Here is a 15,539-nt window from a genome sequence, read left to right as displayed (position 1 = left end):
GTTTTCCAGGGTGGCGGTTTTCTTTTCGGCTCTTTACGGTTTCACAGCTTGACGGGTGACGTACCGGTGCACTAATTCGGGAGGAACCGCGGAGGTCGACCCGGAGTCCCGGGCGAACATCCAGCAGTGGACGCAGGGAGCAGGCGGGCGAGTGTGAGTGGCGTTTCCTTCAATCGAGGTGTGTGATTACCTCGATTGCCCTTACCCCCGCTGTCCCGGGCCTCGGGTCCGGACAGCCGTGCTGGAGAGCGTTGCATGGACAAGCAGGAGACCCCGCAGAAGCATCCGCTCGCGGAGACGTTTGAGCGGGTGTGGAGCCAGGCACTGCTGGCGGTGTCCACCGCCGAGGACGAGGCCGCGCGTACGGTGCAGCGCGTCGCCGAGCTGGCGGGGTGGAGCCAGGAAGAGATGATCCGCCAGGGCCGACTGCTGACGGATCGATTGACGGGTCACCGCAAGGATCTGGAGCACAATGTGGAGGAGGGTGTCCGACGCGCCCTCGTGCACTTCAAGATTCCGCGCCGGGATGAAATCCAGGACATCGAGGCGCGGCTGAGTCGACTCGCCGAGCGCATCGACGCGCTGGGGCAGCGCAAGTGATGCCGACCCCCACCGCTCCAGGAGGGCGGCGCGGGGAGGGGCTGTTCCGCTGGTTGTACGTGCTCGGTTCCGGGTGTGGAAAGCTGCCCCTGGTCGCGGGGGTGGCGCTGGTGCTGTCGGCCCGGGCGGTTCCCTTGTTTGCTCCGACCGACGTGCTGCCTGTTGTCGAGTCCTCGCGTTTCGAGGCGACTCCGCCTGACGCCGCGCTCATTGACGCGGTGCTGGCCAAGCGAGCCCCGGAACTGGGTCTCACCCTGCGCCGGCAGATCGTCCATGCCATCGCCGAGGAGGCTGGTCGGGCTGGGTATGATCCGCTGCTGATCCTGGCCATCATCGACGTGGAGTCGGACTTCACGGAGGAGGCCGTTTCCGAGAAGGGCGCTCGAGGGCTGATGCAGATCAAGCCCAGCACCCTGCACTTCCTCGCGGAGAAGGAGGGGCTGCGCCTGTCTCGCGAGGAGGTGGCTTCGGATCCGGCGCTGGGTGTGCGCCTGGGCATCCGCTACCTGCGGACCCTGAACGACCGCTTCGGCGACTTGGACCTGGCGCTCATGGCCTACAACGCCGGCCCCACCCGCATCTGGCAGGCCAAGAAGGCAGGCGAGCTGGACACCTTCCGCCGCTACCCCCGACTGGTGCGCCGCGATTTCAGGCGCTTCCGGGAAGGGGAGGGGCTTGGGGGCGACTGGGCGCTCGCTCAGCGAGAGGCCCTGGAGAAGTCCCCCGAAGAGAAGGCTCCCTAGCAGGCGGCTGAATTTCCTGGCGGCCGCCCAGGTCTCCCGGTGACGCGCGCTTGTCCACCCCGGTCGGGTGCGCTATCGCTCTGACACCTGAGGAGTCCTTATCATGCGCCGCGTCATCTCTGCTCTCGCCCTCACGGCCTTGCTGCCGGTCTCGGCCCTCGCCGGCTCGGTGTACCTCAACGGTGTCCGTATCGATGGGGTGACCAATCAGAAGTTCGAGAAGGTCACCAACGTCCGCATCGACGAGCAAGGCAACGTTCACATCGAGGCGCCTAGTTACGCCGTGAAGGTGGTGAACGCTCCCCCTGCCATGGCCGTCCCCGCGAAGCACGTGCCTGTGACGCCCGCCCCTGTGACCAGTCCGGCTCCGGCCCCGGCTCCCACCACCCCGGTAGCGACTCCGGCTCCGGCCCCCGCGCCCGCCCCGGTGGCCACCGCCCCAGCGCGCATCACCCGGCGCTACTGGCTCGCGACAGAGCAGTCCGCGCCGGGAATGACGGAGTACGACATCGACCTGTTCATCAACTCCAAGTGGGTGCGCAAGCTGCGCAACGGTGAGGAGCAGGTCATCACGGAGCTCACCCGCTACCTGCTGCCGGGGAAGAACACCGTGACGATGATGGCGCACAAAGTGGCGGCCGACTCGCGACGGAGCGAATCTCCCCAGCACGTGTTCAAGGTCATCATCGGCGAGGGCAATGAGGGCGGCGGCAACGTGATGATCGACAACCCGCTCATCCGTTTCCAGCGCACCGCGGCGGAGACGGAAGACCTGTCCGAGGAGTTCACCCTCACCACGCGGTAGCGCGGGGGTAGCGCCGAACGTGTTCTCCATTGATGAGCGGTTCCGAGGCCTGCCGGCCAGCCGCGAGCAGGTCCTGGCGCTGTACCAGTCCATCAACTCGCCCCACCTGGCCATTCCCGGCAAGCCGGCAGGGCCAGCGCAGGCCTTCGTGCTGGGCCTGCGCGGCTCGGGCGGCTTCGCCGTCTTCATCTACCTCTACCTGTCTGAGTCCCAGGACTGCGCGGTGTACGTCCCCGGCCGGCGCACCGCGAGCCAGGAGGAGTACCAGCAGGATGAGGCCGAGGCGCTCGCCTTCGTGGAGTCCATGGGCTTCATGATGGACAACGCGAACTTTCGCGCCCAACCCGTCACGCGCCAGGACGAGATGCTCAAGACCTTGCCCGTGTTCTACAAGGACCCGAAGCTGGTGCCGGGCGCCGCCAAGAGCCGCGCCGACGAGAAGCGCACGGCTTCGACGAACCTGGGCCGCCTGTTGTCCTCCTTTTGACTGAACCCTCACGCTGTCACGAGATCCACCACCATGCTTCGCCTTCACCCCGCCTGGCTCCTCGCGCTCGCCCTGATGGGCTGTAAGCACGTCCCCTCCGAGAAGGAGCGCCAAGGCGCCGAGATTCATTACGAGCTCGGCCTGCAAGCCCAGCAGGCGGGCAACGTGCAGGAGGCCTACAAGGAGCTGCAGAAGTCGTTGGAGCTGGATCCAGAGTACCCGGAGGCGCACAACGCGATCGCCATCCTCCTGCACATGGCCTTCAACCGGCCGGAGCAGGCCATTTCGCACTACAAGAAGGCCCTGGAGCTGCGCCCGAACTTCTCCGAGGTCAAGACGAACCTGGCCAACGTCTACTTGTCTCAGTCGCGTTACGACGAGGCCATCAAGCTGTACGAAGAGGCCCTCAACGACATGCTGTACTCCACGCCCTTCATCGCCCAGGGCAACATGGGGTGGGCGCTCTACAAGAAGGGGGAGCTGGAGCGTGGCCTGAAGAGCATCAAGGCCGCGGTGACGACCAACCCCGGCTTCTGCCTGGGCTACAAGAACCTGGGAATCATCTATGACGAGACGGGGGATGTTTCCGAGGCGTGTCGCTACTTTGGCCGTTATCGTGAGGCCTGCCCGGACGTGGCGGATGCCTACCTGCGGGAGGGCGCCTGCCAGGTGAAGCAAGGTAAGATGGAGGAGGCGCGGCAGAGCTTTACCGCCTGCGAGGCCAAGGCGAAGAGCCAGGATCTCAAGGACGACTGCCGCAGGCTGCTCGAGGCCTTGTAACCAGAGAGTCCCATCGCCGTGGACCACGTCGAATTCGGCAAATACCTGTCCCAGCAGCGCGAGTTGCGCGGCCTGTCCCGCGACGAGGTGTCGCGCGTGACGAAGATTTCTCCGAGCCTCATCGCCGCCCTGGAGGAAGGGCAGGTGGAGCGGCTGCCCTCGCGCGTCTTCGTCGTCAACTACATCCGCGCCTACGCCACCGTCATCGGACTGGCGCCCGAGGAGGCTGTCCTCCGCTTTGAGGAGGTGGATAAGGCGACGCCAGAGCCAAGCCCCGTGGTGTTGGAGCGGGAGCGGCGGCGGCGGGCCTGGCTGGTGCTCGGGGTGCTGCTGCTGGTGGCGCTCGGCGTGGGGGCGTACGTGGCCTTGGTGATGAGCGGGAAGGTTCCCAACCCTCTCCCGCGTTGAGTGAGACCATGGAGCGTTTCGTCGACGAGGCGCTGGTCCTCTCCACGGTGGACTACGGGGAAGCTGACCGGCTGGTCACGCTCCTCACGCGCGAACACGGCAAGCTGACGGCCTTCGCGGCTGGGGCTCGCAAGAGCAAGCGGCGCTTCGCCGGCGCGCTGGAGCCCTACATGCGGCTGCGCGTGCAGCTGGTGGAGACTCGCGGCTCCACGGTGCGCCTGGACTCCGCCGACATCATGGCCGGCTACTACGAGGCGCGCTCGGACCTGCCCCTCATCGCCCGTGCCCTCTACGCGGTGGAGCTGTGCCGCGAGCTGACGCGCGACCATGAGCCGCACCCGGAGCTCTTCGAGCTGCTGGAGGACTATCTCCAAAAGCTGGACGCGAAGGAGGCCGGGCCCACCTCGCTGCTGGCCTTCGAGCTGTCGGCACTGGCCCAGGCTGGGTTGATGCCGCGCTTCGACTCGTGCGCATTGTGCGGCGGCCGGCCAGGCGAGCGGCCGCGCTTTGATCAAGCCCACGGCGGTGCGGTGTGCGAGCCCTGCTCGGGCCGAGCCCGCGATGCGGTGGCCGTGCCCGTGGAGCTGCTGTCCGGGCTCCGAGCGCTACAGGAGGGACAGCGCACCCCGCTTCCTCCGGAGCTCCGGGCTCGGGCGCGGGGGGTGCTCAACGTCTTCATTGCTCACCACCTCGGCCGCCGCCTGAAGAGCGTGGATTTCATGGCCCAGGTGGGCTTGGACTGACCATGGACTTGGATGTGGTGTGCGTGGGGGAGTGTCTGGTGGACTTCCTCCCGGCGGAGTCCGGCCGGCGGGTGCGCGCGGTGTCGGCGTGGCGGCCCTCCATTGGCGGCTCTCTGGCCAATGTCTCCGTGGGAGTGGCGCGGCTGGGCGGCCGCTCGGCCTATGTGGGCGTGGTGGGCGAGGACGAGTTCGGCCACTTCCTGCGCGAGCGCCTCGCGGCCGAAGGCGTGGACGTCAGCCACGTGCGCCAGACGGCCGAGGCCAAGACGGGGCTGGTCTTCATCTCGCTCGATGCGCAGGGCGAGCGCAGCTTCACCTACTTCCGTACGCGCTCGGCTGAGTTCCTGCTGGGCGAGCGCGACGTGGACCCGGCCTTCCTCGCTCGCGCGCGGGTGGTGCACTTCGGGACGAACTCGCTCGCGCTGCCCGAGGCCCGCTCGGCGATTCTTCGCGCCGTGGACACTGCTCGCGCGGCGGGGCGAATCGTGAGCTGCGATCCCAACATCCGCATCCACGCCTGGGAGGATCCGCAGGTGCTGCGTGGGATCCTCGAGCACCTGTTGCCGCGGTGTTCCGTGGTGAAGCTCTCCGAGGAAGAGGTGGCCTTCGCCACCGGCCAGTCGGCACCCGAGGAGGCCCTGCGGTACCTGGCGGGGCGGGGGGTGACGCTGCCCGTGGTGACGCTGGGCGAGGCGGGCGCCGTCTTCCTCTGGCGGGGGGAGGTGGTCCAAGTGCCTTCGCCTCGGGCTCAGGTCGTGGACACCACCGGGGCAGGGGATGGCTTCACCTCGGCGTTCCTTCGAGGGCTCTCCCGGCGGTACGCGGATGCCGCGCAGCTGGCGGAGGCCTCGCGCGAGGACCTGGAGTCCTTGGCCACGTTCGGCTGCGCCGTAGGCTCCCGAGTGGTGGAGCACCTCGGTGCCGTGACGGGCCTGCCTCACCGGGACGAGGTGGCCCATGTGTTGCCCCGATGGCTCCTGGGCCCGGACTCCTGAGCGACTCTGTTGGCTGGACACGGAGCCTGACTGCTGTCCTTGACGCTCCCAGACCCCATCACTAGGGTCCGCGGCGTCATGTACTTCCAGGATCTGATCCTCACCCTCCAGAACCACTGGGCCAAGCAGGGATGCATCATCTCCCAGCCCTATGATCTCGAGGTGGGCGCGGGCACCATGCACCCGTCCACCTTCCTGCGTGCCCTGGGCCCTGAGCCCTGGAACGTGGCCTACGTGCAGCCTTCGCGGCGCCCCGCCGACGGCCGCTTCGGCGAGAACCCCAACCGCCTGTTCCAGCACCACCAGTTCCAGGTCATCCTCAAGCCCGCGCCCAAGAACGTCCAGCAGCTCTACCTGGACTCCATCCGTGCGTTCGGAATCGATCCGCTCGAGCACGACATCCGCTTCGTCGAGGACGACTGGGAGTCGCCCACCCTGGGCGCTTGGGGTCTCGGCTGGGAGGTGTGGTGCGACGGGATGGAGATCACCCAGTTCACCTACTTCCAGCAGTGCGGCGGTTTCGAGTGCCGGCCCGTCTCGGCGGAGCTGACGTACGGCCTCGAGCGCATCGCCATGTACCTGCAGAACGTCGAGAACATCTACGACATCGAGTGGGTCAAGGGCGTCAAGTACCGCGAGGTCTTCCACGCCAACGAAGTGGAGATGAGCCGGTACGCCTTCCAGGAGTCGGACCCGCAGATGCTCTTCAGCCTGTTCGACGCCTACGAGAAGGAGTGCAAGCGCCTCATCGAGCGCGAGGTGCCGCTGCCCGCGTATGACTACGCACTCAAGTGCTCGCACGCCTTCAACCTGCTGGATGCGCGCGGCGCCATCTCGGTGACGGAGCGCGCCAACTTCATCAAGCGCGTGCGCGACAACGCGCGCCTGTGCGCCGAGGGCTACCTGAAGATGCGCGAGAAGCTGGGCTTCCCGCTGCTCAAGACGCCCTGGACGGTGGGCGAGCAGCCGCCGGTGCTCGAGGGCAAGCCGGCCAGCGACTACTGGAAGACCGTGACGCTCAACAAGCCCGCCGAGGCGGAGGTGGCCCGTGGCAAGTGATCTGCTCCTGGAGATCGGCGCCGAGGAGATCCCCGCGTCGTTCATCGTCCCGGCGCTCGAGGACCTCAAGCGCGTCATCACCGAGCGCGCGGCCGAGGCGCGGCTGAAGCACGGAGAGGTGCGCACCTACGGCACGCCGCGGCGGCTGGCGGTGTGGGTGAAGGACGTGGCGGACCGGGGTGAGGACATCACCCGCGAGGTGCTCGGCCCGAGCGCGAAGGCGGCCTTCGATAAGGACGGCAAGCCCACCAAGGCGGCGGAGAAGTTCGCCGAGAGCCAGAAGGTGTCCGTGGACGCGCTGCTGCGCGTGCAGACGCCGAAGGGCGAGTACCTGGGTGCCAAGGTGGAGGAGAAGGGCCGCCCGGCGGCGGACATCTTCAAGGACATCCTCCACACGGCGGTGCACGGCATCAACTTCCGCAAGACGATGCGCTGGGGTGACGTGGACCAGGCCTTCGCGCGCCCCGTGCAGTGGGTGGTGGCGCTGCTGGGAAGTGAAGTGCTGCCGGTGGTGCTCGGTGACGTGAAGAGCGGCCGCACCACGTACGGCCACCGCTTCCTGTCGCCTGCGGCCATCGAGCTCTCCAAGCCCTCGGACTACGAGCCGGCGCTGGAGAAGGCGAACGTGGTGCCGGACATCACCAAGCGGCGCGCCCAGCTCGTGGAGAAGGTGCGCGCGGCGGCCCAGCAGGCGGGTGGCAAGCTCATGGAGGACGAGTCCCTGGTGGATCAGGTGACCAACCTCGTGGAGCTGCCCAGCCCGGTGGTGGGCTCCTTCGAGGAGCGGCACCTGGAGCTGCCTCCCGAGGTGCTGGTGCAGGAGATGAAGAGCCACCAGCGCTACTTCTCCGTGGTGGACGGCAACGGCAAGCTGCTGCCGCGCTTCATCGCCGTGTCCAATACGCCGGTGCGCGACGTGAACCTCTCCCTGCGTGGCTATCAGCGCGTGCTGCGCGCGCGTCTCGCGGATGGGCGCTTCTTCTTCGACGAGGACCGCAAGACGCCGCTCGAGGCCCGCACGGAGAAGCTGGCGCGCGTGGTGTGGCAGGGTCAGCTCGGCAGCTACGCCGAGAAGGTGGAGCGTTTCCGTTCTCTGGCGGTGAAGCTGGCCGGGTGGACGGGCCACAGCGGCCTCCAGTCCACCCTCGAGCGCGCCTCCACCCTGGCCAAGGCGGACCTCATCACCGGCATGGTGGGCGAGTTCCCCGAGCTCCAGGGCGTCATGGGCCGCGAGTACGCCCGCGCCAGCGGTGAGCCGGAGGCGGTGGCCCTGGCCATCTTCGAGCACTACCTGCCGCGCACCGCCGAGGACTCGCTGCCCACGCAGGACGCCGGAGCCCTCATTGGCCTGGCGGACCGCCTGGACACGTTGTGTGGCATCTTCGCCATCGGCAAGGGCCCCAGCGGCGCAGCGGACCCGTTCGCCCTGCGGCGCGCGTGCTTGTCCGTCATCCGCATCGTCCTGGGTCGCGGCTACCGCTTCTCCCTCTCTCAGGCGGTGGACGCGGCGCTGGAGCAGCTCGGGCCGAAGATCGCCAACATCAAGCGCAAGGCCGGTGAGCCCGCGCCTCGCGAGCAGGTGCTCGAGTTCTTCCGCGGCCGTCTCAAGGCGCTGTGGACGGAGCAGTACCGCACGGACGTGGTGGAGGCGGTGCTGTCCGCCGGCTACGACGATCTCGTGGCTGCGCAGAAGCGGTTGCAGGCGCTCGCCAGCATCGTGGGCCAGGCGGACTTCGCGCCCCTCGCGGCGGCCTTCAAGCGCGTGGTCAACATCGTCGAGAAGCAGGGTAAGGACGTGTCTCGCGGCGGGGTCGACTCCCAGCGCCTCACGGACGATGCCGAACGCCAGCTCCACTCGGCCTATGTCCAGGCACGCAACCGCGTGGCCGACCAGGTCAAGGCCGATGACTTCTCCGGCGCCCTCAAGGAGATCACCGGCCTCAAGCCCACCGTGGACATCTTCTTCGACAAGGTCATGGTGATGGCCGAGGACAAGGCGCTGCGCGAGAACCGTATCCGGCTCCTCACGGAGATCGGCACGCTGTTCAACCAGGTGGCCGACTTCTCGAAGATCCAGTCGGAAGCCTGAGCAGGCTGGAGAGCAGTCAGCCTCGACGGGGGGCGTGTGGTGGGTAGGGAATAGCCGGGGTCCTTTGTAGTTGCCCGGCGGTAGAGTGGTTTCTACACTCCGCCCCCCTTCCATGCGCCCCCTTCTGCCCAGTCTCGCGCTCCTTTTCGTCGCCTGCTCCGAAACCGATCCGCGGCCGCCGCCGTCAGACCGTTTCGTTTATCCGAGCGGCCTCGTGTATCGCTCGGCCCCCGGTTCGACCAACGGCGTGCTCTACGTGTCGAGCGCCAACTTCGACCGGTGCTACGACCACGGTACCGTGATGGCGGTGAACCTGGACCAGTTGGGTCCCGACGCTCAAGGCAGGGGACTGCTGCCCCTTGGCTCGTACTCGGACGCCACGGCCGAGCCGGCCACGCTCGAGCAGCTCAACCTCGCGCCGGGAGCGCGCGTCTACATCCAGAGCTACGCGGGAGAGATGGCACTCCGGGAGGGTGACAGCCCCCGGCTCTTCGTGCCTGCCCGAGCGGACGGCGACCAGGTCCACTACATCGACATCAAGGAGCCCACGCGGCTGGCCTGCGCGGGCACCGAGAACAGCGACAACTGCCTGACGCAGGGCGCAGTGTCGCTCACCCAGAACCTCTCGGGGCAGACCGAAGATCTGCCTCGTGCGCCTGCTCCCTTCGGCATCTCCGTGGATACCGCGGGGTCCGTCTGGGTGACGCACCTGAACCCCGCGGACTCGCCCGAGCGGTCGCTGGGCAACTACGCGTCGTACGTGGTGCGCCTGCCTGGTGATACGCCGAGCGTCTCGAGCTCGGATTTCTTCTCCCTGGACATCCCCGGGCTGCCCCTGGGGGGCAGCAACTCGGTGGTTGCCAGTGAGCGGTATGTGTTCGTCTCCGGGAGGCCTGCGGCGGGCGTGACGAGCTCCGCGGACGCCCGGCGGTTCCTGGTGCGCGTGCTGGACAAGAAGACGAACCGGATCGTGGATCCTGGGGTGGATTTGGGCTTCGCCGCCCAGGAGGCACGAGGCATCGCGCTCGTCACCAATGAGCCGGGCGCGGCGGCCAGTACCGGGCGGCTGTATGTGACCGTGCGCTCCCCGGACTCCCTGGTGACTGTGAACGTGGCGGGCCTCAACTCGGACGTTCCCAGCCTCAACGCGGTGGGCTCGGTGCCTCTGCCGACCGGTCCCACCGAGATTGCGTTGGTGTCTCGTGGCGGGACTCACGGTGAGCTGGTGCTGGTGTCCTGCAGCACCGCCGGCGTGTTGGCCATCTATGACCCGGACGTGGGCCAGGTCGTCGCGCAGGTGTCAGTGGGCGAGCCGGAGGGGACTCAATCGCCGCCCCAGCCGTTCGGGCTCGCCGTGCAGAAGCTGGACAACGCGGCACGTGTCTTCGTCAGCAACTTTGGGGATGGGCGCATCTCGGTGATCGACATCCCGGATCTCGACAGCCCACAGCTGGCTCGGTTGGTGGCCCATATCGGTGCCCGGCAGGATCTGGACGCCTCGTCGTGCCAGGAGGTTCAGCAGTGAAGCGCTTTATCGTGTCGTTGATGGTCGTGGCCGGGGCGCTGCTGTCCGCCTGCACCGAGACGCAGGAGTACTACCAGTCGGTGGGGTTGGCGGGGACGTATGATCTGGCCCTGGTGGGGCGGATGCTGTTCGTCACGTCGGCGGATAACGACGAACTGCGCGTGCTCTCGCTCGCCGATGACGCGGATGAGCGGCGGTTCGTCCGCGCCCCCAACCCGCTCGAGGCGCTTTCCATACCGGTGCTGCAGCGGCCCCAGGCGCTCACGCGGGATGTGCGCTACGTCGATGGGACGGAGGATACCGATACCGAGCCGGATGATGAGGTGACCGGCTCCTACGTGTACGCGCGCAGCAGCGGCTCGACGGAGATCTCCGTCGTGGGCGCGGCCCCCACACGCTTGAGCGAGCTGCGGCGGCTGGACACGAGGCAGCTCACCGCACACCTGCCGGACCCGGCGGCCCGCTCCACGGGTCCTGTGACGGCCTTTGCGGCACTCGCGCTCCCGGCTGCCGAGGGGCAGGCGGAGGGCGGCAGCACGCTCTACTACGCCACCCAAGAGGTCTCCGGGGCTCGCCTGTGGCAGGTGCAACTGCCGAATCCGGATGCGCTCAACGCGGAGACCCCGCTGGTCGCGGAGCGGCTGGACGTGGCGCTGCCCTCCAACGTGGCCGTGAGCTCCATCCTCGTGATGCCCCGGCCCGGAGAGCTCGCGGTGTCCACGCGTACCGCGGCTGGGAGTACGATCCAGGGGAAGAGCTACGTGGTGAACTTGGTGACCAAGGAGCTGCGTGACCTGAACTTCGGCGCCCAGGTGCTCCAGTTGGCCACCCATGGGCGGGTGGTCTACAAGAACGCGCAGAACAACGACGTGACGCTGCAGGCCGGTCAGCGCATCTTTGGTGTGCTCGATGCATCCAGCTGCAGCGGCCCGTCCCAGTGCACGGGCGTACTGGCGGTGGATGTCGCATCGGGCACGGTGGCCCAGGATGTCACCGGGTACCCCATGCTGACCCTCAGCGCCGGGTCCGGCCTGCCCATGGGCCTGTCGCTCTCCACCAGAACGAAGCTGGGTCTCCAGGGGGGCGAGCCCTCCGACCGCGTGAATCCGGCGGACCCGAGCAAGACCACCCAGCGAGACGTCACTGTCGAGCTGCTGGGGATCGTGCCGCTCTCCAACGGGCAGGTGCTCTTCTTCGACGCGGCGAGGCTGACGCCCTTCAACGTGGCCGCGAGCTGGGACACGGCCAACGGGCAGACGGTGAACACGGCCACGGCCACGGCCGAGCGCTTCAACGTCCAGGGCGCCAACCAGGGCGTGACGGGTGACATCTACTTCGAGGGAACGTACGGCGTCACCCGGAACCAGACGTTCTTCCTGACGTACGAAGGCATTCTGCCCGTGGTGCCTCAGGCTCGCGAAGCGGAGAGCTCTCCCTTCGTGGTGTCCTCTGCGCGCGGGCCCGCGCCTGATGAAGAGGTGTTCGTGCAGCCTGGGGACATCATTGTCCTGTTGCCGGGTGGCGAGGGGCAGCAGCCGTGCGCCGATCCGCTGCAGGTGACCGCGGTACAGGAGACGACCGAGCGTGGGACTTTTGTCCTGGTGCCCTCGGGTCCCGTTCCGACCGCCTGCGCCAACTACACGGCGTTCGAGGTTCGGGCGGGAGGAAACCAGCGGTTGGTCCTCACGAATAGCAGCGGGGCCTACCTCGATCGCCTGGGGCTGCGTGACGAGTACTCCAGCAGGGGCTCGTACTTCTTCCACCCGCCGGGCTACCAGGGGCAGACCGAGGCCACCCAGGTGTACCTCCGCGTGGATCGCGTGGCCGATGGCATGGCCCGAGGGGACTTCTACCGGGTCATCACCGACCCCCACTTCTTCCCGTACGTCATCACGGTGGACACTGTGAATGCCAGTGACTTCTATAACTACCGGCTGCCGGGCCCCGTGGTGCACGCGAAGGTGGGAGAAGAGGACTACGCGTACATCGTTTATCCCTCGGCCGATGGCATCCTGCAGGTGGACCTGACCGACATCGACGCGGGCGTGGCCAACAGCCGGGGATTGTTCTCCTATCAGTGATTTCGCGTCCCTGGACGGCTCTGATATCGTCCGGGACACCTGGATGAGCGAGTCAAGACAGATGATCGACCAGAACTCCCGCCCCGCCCGCAAGGTAGGCATCGCCGACCACCTGTGGGAGACCTACGAAGACATGGCCCAGCAGATGGGCTCGGATCGCGACGCGCTCATCAATCAGGCGCTGTTCATGTTCGCCCGCCTCAACGGCTTCATTGAGGTGGCGCGGCCGGGTCGCACCGAGGCTCCGGCTCCGGCCCCGAGCGCGGGGGTGGCCTCGCGTGCCGCCGCTCCGGCCGTGGCGCCCGCCGTCGCCAGAGCTGCCCCGCCCGTGTTGCAGCCCGTCAGTGGGGGGGCGTCCGCCAAGTCGCCGCCCCCGGCGCTCCGGGACGACACGCCGCTGCCTGCCCCGGCTCCGCAGCGGCCCTCCGCGCGCGCCGAGGAGCGTCCTCCCGCCAATGCCCTGGACAATGATCCCGCCCGCCGAGAGGTGGCCGAGCGTGTCCTGGAGACGGCCGCCGAGCTCGAGCGCCTCATCAAGGGCAAGAACAGCGAGCCTCGCGAGGAGATCGACGAGGAGCCGCTACCCGAGGACTCCGACGACTCCGGCATGGACATGGCCGCGCAGGACGAGTCCCTCGAGGACGAGCCGCTGCCCGAGGACGAGCCCCTGGACGACGAGCCCATGGACGAGCCCGGCGCGGGTGCGCTCATCCTCACCATGGACAACGCCGAGCCCCAGACCATCACCAAGGAGCGGTTTGTGATCGGTCGCGGCAAGCACTGCGACCTGATGATCAACTCCGGCAAGGTGTCGCGCGAGCACGCCGTCATCGTCCGCGAGGGCGACGACTTCTTCATCGAGGACCTGGGCTCGTCCAACGGCACCTGGTTCAACAAGCAGCGCATCAAGCGCCGCAAGATTGAAGACGGCGACGAGTACTTCATCTGCAGCGAGCGGGTGCGGCTCTCCTACGCCTGAGAGCGGCTCCTTCACGCAAAGAGCAGGGGAACGGGCTGTTCGCCAATTGACGGAGAGCGGCCCTCCCTGATTTATTTCCAAAACCCGCTTCCTCTTCCAGGGGGGTGGGTTTTCGATGACTCCCTCACACATCGCGCTCTGGAGCCTCCTGGGAGTGGCGCTGGTGATCTCGGTGGCCACGGACGTGCTGCGCCGCCAGATCCTGGACGTCGTCACGTACCCGCTGATGGCGGTGGCGCTGGGCGTGCGCGTGTGGACGGAGGGTGTGGGTGACCTGGAGACAGGGCTGGTGAGTGGCGTGGTGTCCGGGGTGGGTCTGGCGCTGCTGCTGCTCCCGGCGGCGCTGCGCGGGACGATGGGGTGGGGCGACGTGAAGTTGATGGGGGGCGTGGGGGCGGTGCTGGGTTTTCCCGCGGTGATGGCGGCGGCGGCTTTCATCTCCCTGGTGGGGGCGCTCCAGGCGGTGGTGACACTGCTGTGGCAGGGCGCCATCTGGGAGACGCTCGGTCACATGCTGAGGCGCTGGGCCGTACGTGTCCGGCTGATGCAAGAGGGCGCGGTGAGCGGGCCGCGACGCCACATCCCGTATGGGGTGGCGATCGCGCTGGGTACTTTCTGGGCCATGTGGTGGCAGCACGACAGATTGGGGTAGTTTCGGATGAGACTCGAAGGGACTCTCTCGATGCTTGGACGCTTCACGCAGGTGGCCGCACTCGGCGCCTTGTTGGCCCTGTTCGCGGCGAGCACCGCACGGGCCCAGGACAGCAGCATCATCAATCTCGGCGTGGGCACCCAGAAGGTGATCACCGTGCCCGGCACCACCCGGATCGCCATTGGAGATCCCAGCGTTGCCGAGGTGAAGGCCATTGCCAGCAACCAGATCCTCATCAGCGGCACGGCTGAGGGGAAGACGACGCTCCTGGTCTGGAAGAGCTCCGGCCAGCGCGTCAGCTACCTCATCACGGTGCGCAAGCAGGACCTGGGTGAGGTCTCCTCCGAGCTCAAGAAGCTGCTCGGAGAGATTGAAGGCGTCACCGTGCGCACGGTGGGTGACCGCATCTACCTGGAGGGTCAGGCCTATACCGCGGCGGATGCGGAGCGCATCGAGCAGGTGGTGGCGCTCTATCCGAACGTGAAGAGCTTCGTGAAGGTGGCGCCCAACGCCAAGAAGCTGGTGGCGCAGAACCTCTCCGCGGCCTTCCAGAAGGCGGGCCTGCGCAACGTGCAGGTGAACGTGGTGGGCTCCACCATCTTCCTGGAGGGCTCGGTGGAGAGCCAGCAGGACCTGCAGAAGTCCGAGCTCATCGTCAAGGCGGTGGGCGAGAAGGTGGAGAACCTGCTCGTCGTCGGCATCAAGCGGATGATCCTCTCCGAGGTGCAGTTCGTGGAGATCCGCCGCAACTCGAGGGACCGCTACGGGATCAAATACCCCACGGACATCACCGGCACCGTGGCGGCCTCGGCCACCATCGCGCAGGATCTGTTCCCCGGCACCTTCGGCTCGGGCCAGGGAGGCCTCACGCTCAGCGGTGGCTCGGAGTTCTCCGTGGGCTTCCAGGGCAACGATGGTTATGGCCGGCTGCTCGCCCAGCCCAAGCTGGTGTGCGCCAGCGGTGAGAAGGCCGAGTTCCTCGCGGGTGGCGAGGTGCCCATCCCCCTCATTACCCAGAACCAGTTCTCGGTGGAGTACAAGCCCTACGGTGTCATCCTCAACCTGCGCCCCACCGCGGACCGCAACGGCAACATCCAGACGGAGATTGAGGCAGAGGCCAGCGAGATCGACACCTCGGTGGCCGTGTCCTTCGGCGGCTCGGCGGCCATCCCCGGCTTCCGCTCCCGCAAGGTGAAGACGAACGTCACCGTGCGTCACGGTGAGACGATCGTCCTGTCGGGTGTCTTCAGCCACGACGAGCAGAAGGCTGTCTCCAAGCTGCCGGGCCTGGGCCACATCCCCATCGTCGGCGAGCTCTTCAAGAGCCGCGCCTTCGACTCCACCAAGCGCGAGCTGGTCATCTTCGTGACGCCCCGCATCGTCAACCCGGACTCGGACAAGATCCGGACGATCATCGAGGACGTGAAGAGCCGCTACAAGCAGGCCCGCTCCGAGGTCAACTTCAACATCTTCGACTGAGCGCCGCCCCCGCGCGGTTGCCTGGCTGCTTTGAGGCCGGCCTCGTCCCCCACCCGGGGATGGGTGCCGGCCTCAGTGCTGTGAGCCTCCTCTTTGAGGGGACGTGCGTGCTTG

Annotated in this window: 15 protein-coding genes; all 15 read left to right on the top strand. The window is 67.4% G+C overall.

What is annotated here, in order from left to right; all coding sequences use genetic code 11:
- Window positions 1-255: 255 nt before the first annotated feature.
- The 15 genes from F0U60_RS33675 to F0U60_RS33605 all read left to right on the top strand — a co-directional run bounded on the left by F0U60_RS33675 (window position 256) and on the right by F0U60_RS33605 (window position 15,425).
- A complete protein-coding gene (locus F0U60_RS33675) occupies window positions 256-600 on the top strand; it encodes a phasin family protein (RefSeq protein ID WP_395806154.1) in 345 nt (114 codons plus the stop codon).
- A complete protein-coding gene (locus tag F0U60_RS33670) occupies window positions 600-1,343 on the top strand; it encodes a lytic transglycosylase domain-containing protein (RefSeq protein WP_395806152.1) in 744 nt (247 codons plus the stop codon). Before F0U60_RS33675 ends, F0U60_RS33670 begins: the two co-directional genes overlap by 1 nt.
- 103 nt (window positions 1,344-1,446) lie before the next feature.
- Complete coding sequence (locus F0U60_RS33665) at window positions 1,447-2,148, top strand: hypothetical protein (protein WP_395806150.1); 702 nt, start codon at window positions 1,447-1,449, stop codon at window positions 2,146-2,148.
- 19 nt (window positions 2,149-2,167) lie between these two features.
- A complete protein-coding gene (locus tag F0U60_RS33660; RefSeq protein WP_395806148.1) occupies window positions 2,168-2,635 on the top strand; it encodes a social motility and stimulation tgl protein in 468 nt (155 codons plus the stop codon).
- Between the two features lie 33 nt (window positions 2,636-2,668).
- Complete coding sequence (gene tgl, locus F0U60_RS33655; protein WP_395806146.1) at window positions 2,669-3,415, top strand: social motility TPR repeat lipoprotein Tgl; 747 nt, start codon at window positions 2,669-2,671, stop codon at window positions 3,413-3,415.
- 18 nt (window positions 3,416-3,433) lie between these two features.
- Window positions 3,434-3,823: a helix-turn-helix domain-containing protein gene (locus F0U60_RS33650; protein ID WP_395806144.1), complete on the top strand. Its 390-nt coding sequence runs from the start codon at window positions 3,434-3,436 to the stop codon at window positions 3,821-3,823.
- A gap of 8 nt (window positions 3,824-3,831) precedes the next feature.
- Entirely contained in the window at window positions 3,832-4,566 is a 735-nt protein-coding gene (gene recO / locus F0U60_RS33645; protein WP_395806142.1) for a DNA repair protein RecO, read from the top strand.
- Between the two features lie 2 nt (window positions 4,567-4,568).
- Window positions 4,569-5,561, top strand: coding sequence for a carbohydrate kinase (locus F0U60_RS33640; protein ID WP_395806140.1), 993 nt, complete (start codon window positions 4,569-4,571; stop codon window positions 5,559-5,561).
- 78 nt (window positions 5,562-5,639) lie between these two features.
- The gene (glyQ, locus tag F0U60_RS33635; RefSeq protein WP_395806138.1) at window positions 5,640-6,620 is read left to right on the top strand and encodes a glycine--tRNA ligase subunit alpha; all 981 of its coding nucleotides are present in this window, start codon (window positions 5,640-5,642) and stop codon (window positions 6,618-6,620) included.
- The gene (gene glyS, locus F0U60_RS33630; protein ID WP_395806136.1) at window positions 6,610-8,709 is read left to right on the top strand and encodes a glycine--tRNA ligase subunit beta; all 2,100 of its coding nucleotides are present in this window, start codon (window positions 6,610-6,612) and stop codon (window positions 8,707-8,709) included. Before glyQ ends, glyS begins: the two co-directional genes overlap by 11 nt.
- Window positions 8,710-8,923: 214 nt before the next feature.
- Window positions 8,924-10,234 (top strand): YncE family protein, encoded by a 1,311-nt coding sequence (locus tag F0U60_RS33625; RefSeq protein ID WP_395806134.1) that lies wholly within the window; start codon window positions 8,924-8,926, stop codon window positions 10,232-10,234.
- Window positions 10,231-12,315, top strand: a complete 2,085-nt coding sequence (locus F0U60_RS33620; RefSeq protein ID WP_395806132.1) for a hypothetical protein — start codon at window positions 10,231-10,233, stop codon at window positions 12,313-12,315. Before F0U60_RS33625 ends, F0U60_RS33620 begins: the two co-directional genes overlap by 4 nt.
- A 61-nt stretch (window positions 12,316-12,376) precedes the next feature.
- On the top strand, window positions 12,377-13,294 hold the full coding sequence (locus tag F0U60_RS33615; RefSeq protein ID WP_395825571.1) for an FHA domain-containing protein: 918 nt from the start codon (window positions 12,377-12,379) through the stop codon (window positions 13,292-13,294).
- 115 nt (window positions 13,295-13,409) lie between these two features.
- A complete protein-coding gene (locus F0U60_RS33610; protein ID WP_395806130.1) occupies window positions 13,410-13,946 on the top strand; it encodes a prepilin peptidase in 537 nt (178 codons plus the stop codon).
- 30 nt (window positions 13,947-13,976) lie between these two features.
- Window positions 13,977-15,425: a pilus assembly protein N-terminal domain-containing protein gene (locus F0U60_RS33605; protein WP_395806128.1), complete on the top strand. Its 1,449-nt coding sequence runs from the start codon at window positions 13,977-13,979 to the stop codon at window positions 15,423-15,425.
- Window positions 15,426-15,539: the final 114 nt, after the last annotated feature.

This window comes from Archangium minus (assembly GCF_044360475.1).
Lineage (GTDB): Bacteria > Myxococcota > Myxococcia > Myxococcales > Myxococcaceae > Archangium > Archangium minus.
This window is presented reverse-complemented; position numbering and strand designations above follow the sequence as displayed.

Coding starts and splice junctions, on each gene's coding strand:
- F0U60_RS33675 (WP_395806154.1), top strand. CDS start 256: ATGGACAAGCAGGAGACCCCGCAGAAGCATCCGCTCGCGGAGACGTTT.
- F0U60_RS33670 (WP_395806152.1), top strand. CDS start 600: ATGCCGACCCCCACCGCTCCAGGAGGGCGGCGCGGGGAGGGGCTGTTC.
- F0U60_RS33665 (WP_395806150.1), top strand. CDS start 1,447: ATGCGCCGCGTCATCTCTGCTCTCGCCCTCACGGCCTTGCTGCCGGTC.
- tgl (WP_395806146.1), top strand. CDS start 2,669: ATGCTTCGCCTTCACCCCGCCTGGCTCCTCGCGCTCGCCCTGATGGGC.
- recO (WP_395806142.1), top strand. CDS start 3,832: ATGGAGCGTTTCGTCGACGAGGCGCTGGTCCTCTCCACGGTGGACTAC.
- F0U60_RS33640 (WP_395806140.1), top strand. CDS start 4,569: ATGGACTTGGATGTGGTGTGCGTGGGGGAGTGTCTGGTGGACTTCCTC.
- glyQ (WP_395806138.1), top strand. CDS start 5,640: ATGTACTTCCAGGATCTGATCCTCACCCTCCAGAACCACTGGGCCAAG.
- F0U60_RS33615 (WP_395825571.1), top strand. CDS start 12,377: ATGATCGACCAGAACTCCCGCCCCGCCCGCAAGGTAGGCATCGCCGAC.
- F0U60_RS33610 (WP_395806130.1), top strand. CDS start 13,410: ATGACTCCCTCACACATCGCGCTCTGGAGCCTCCTGGGAGTGGCGCTG.
- F0U60_RS33605 (WP_395806128.1), top strand. CDS start 13,977: ATGCTTGGACGCTTCACGCAGGTGGCCGCACTCGGCGCCTTGTTGGCC.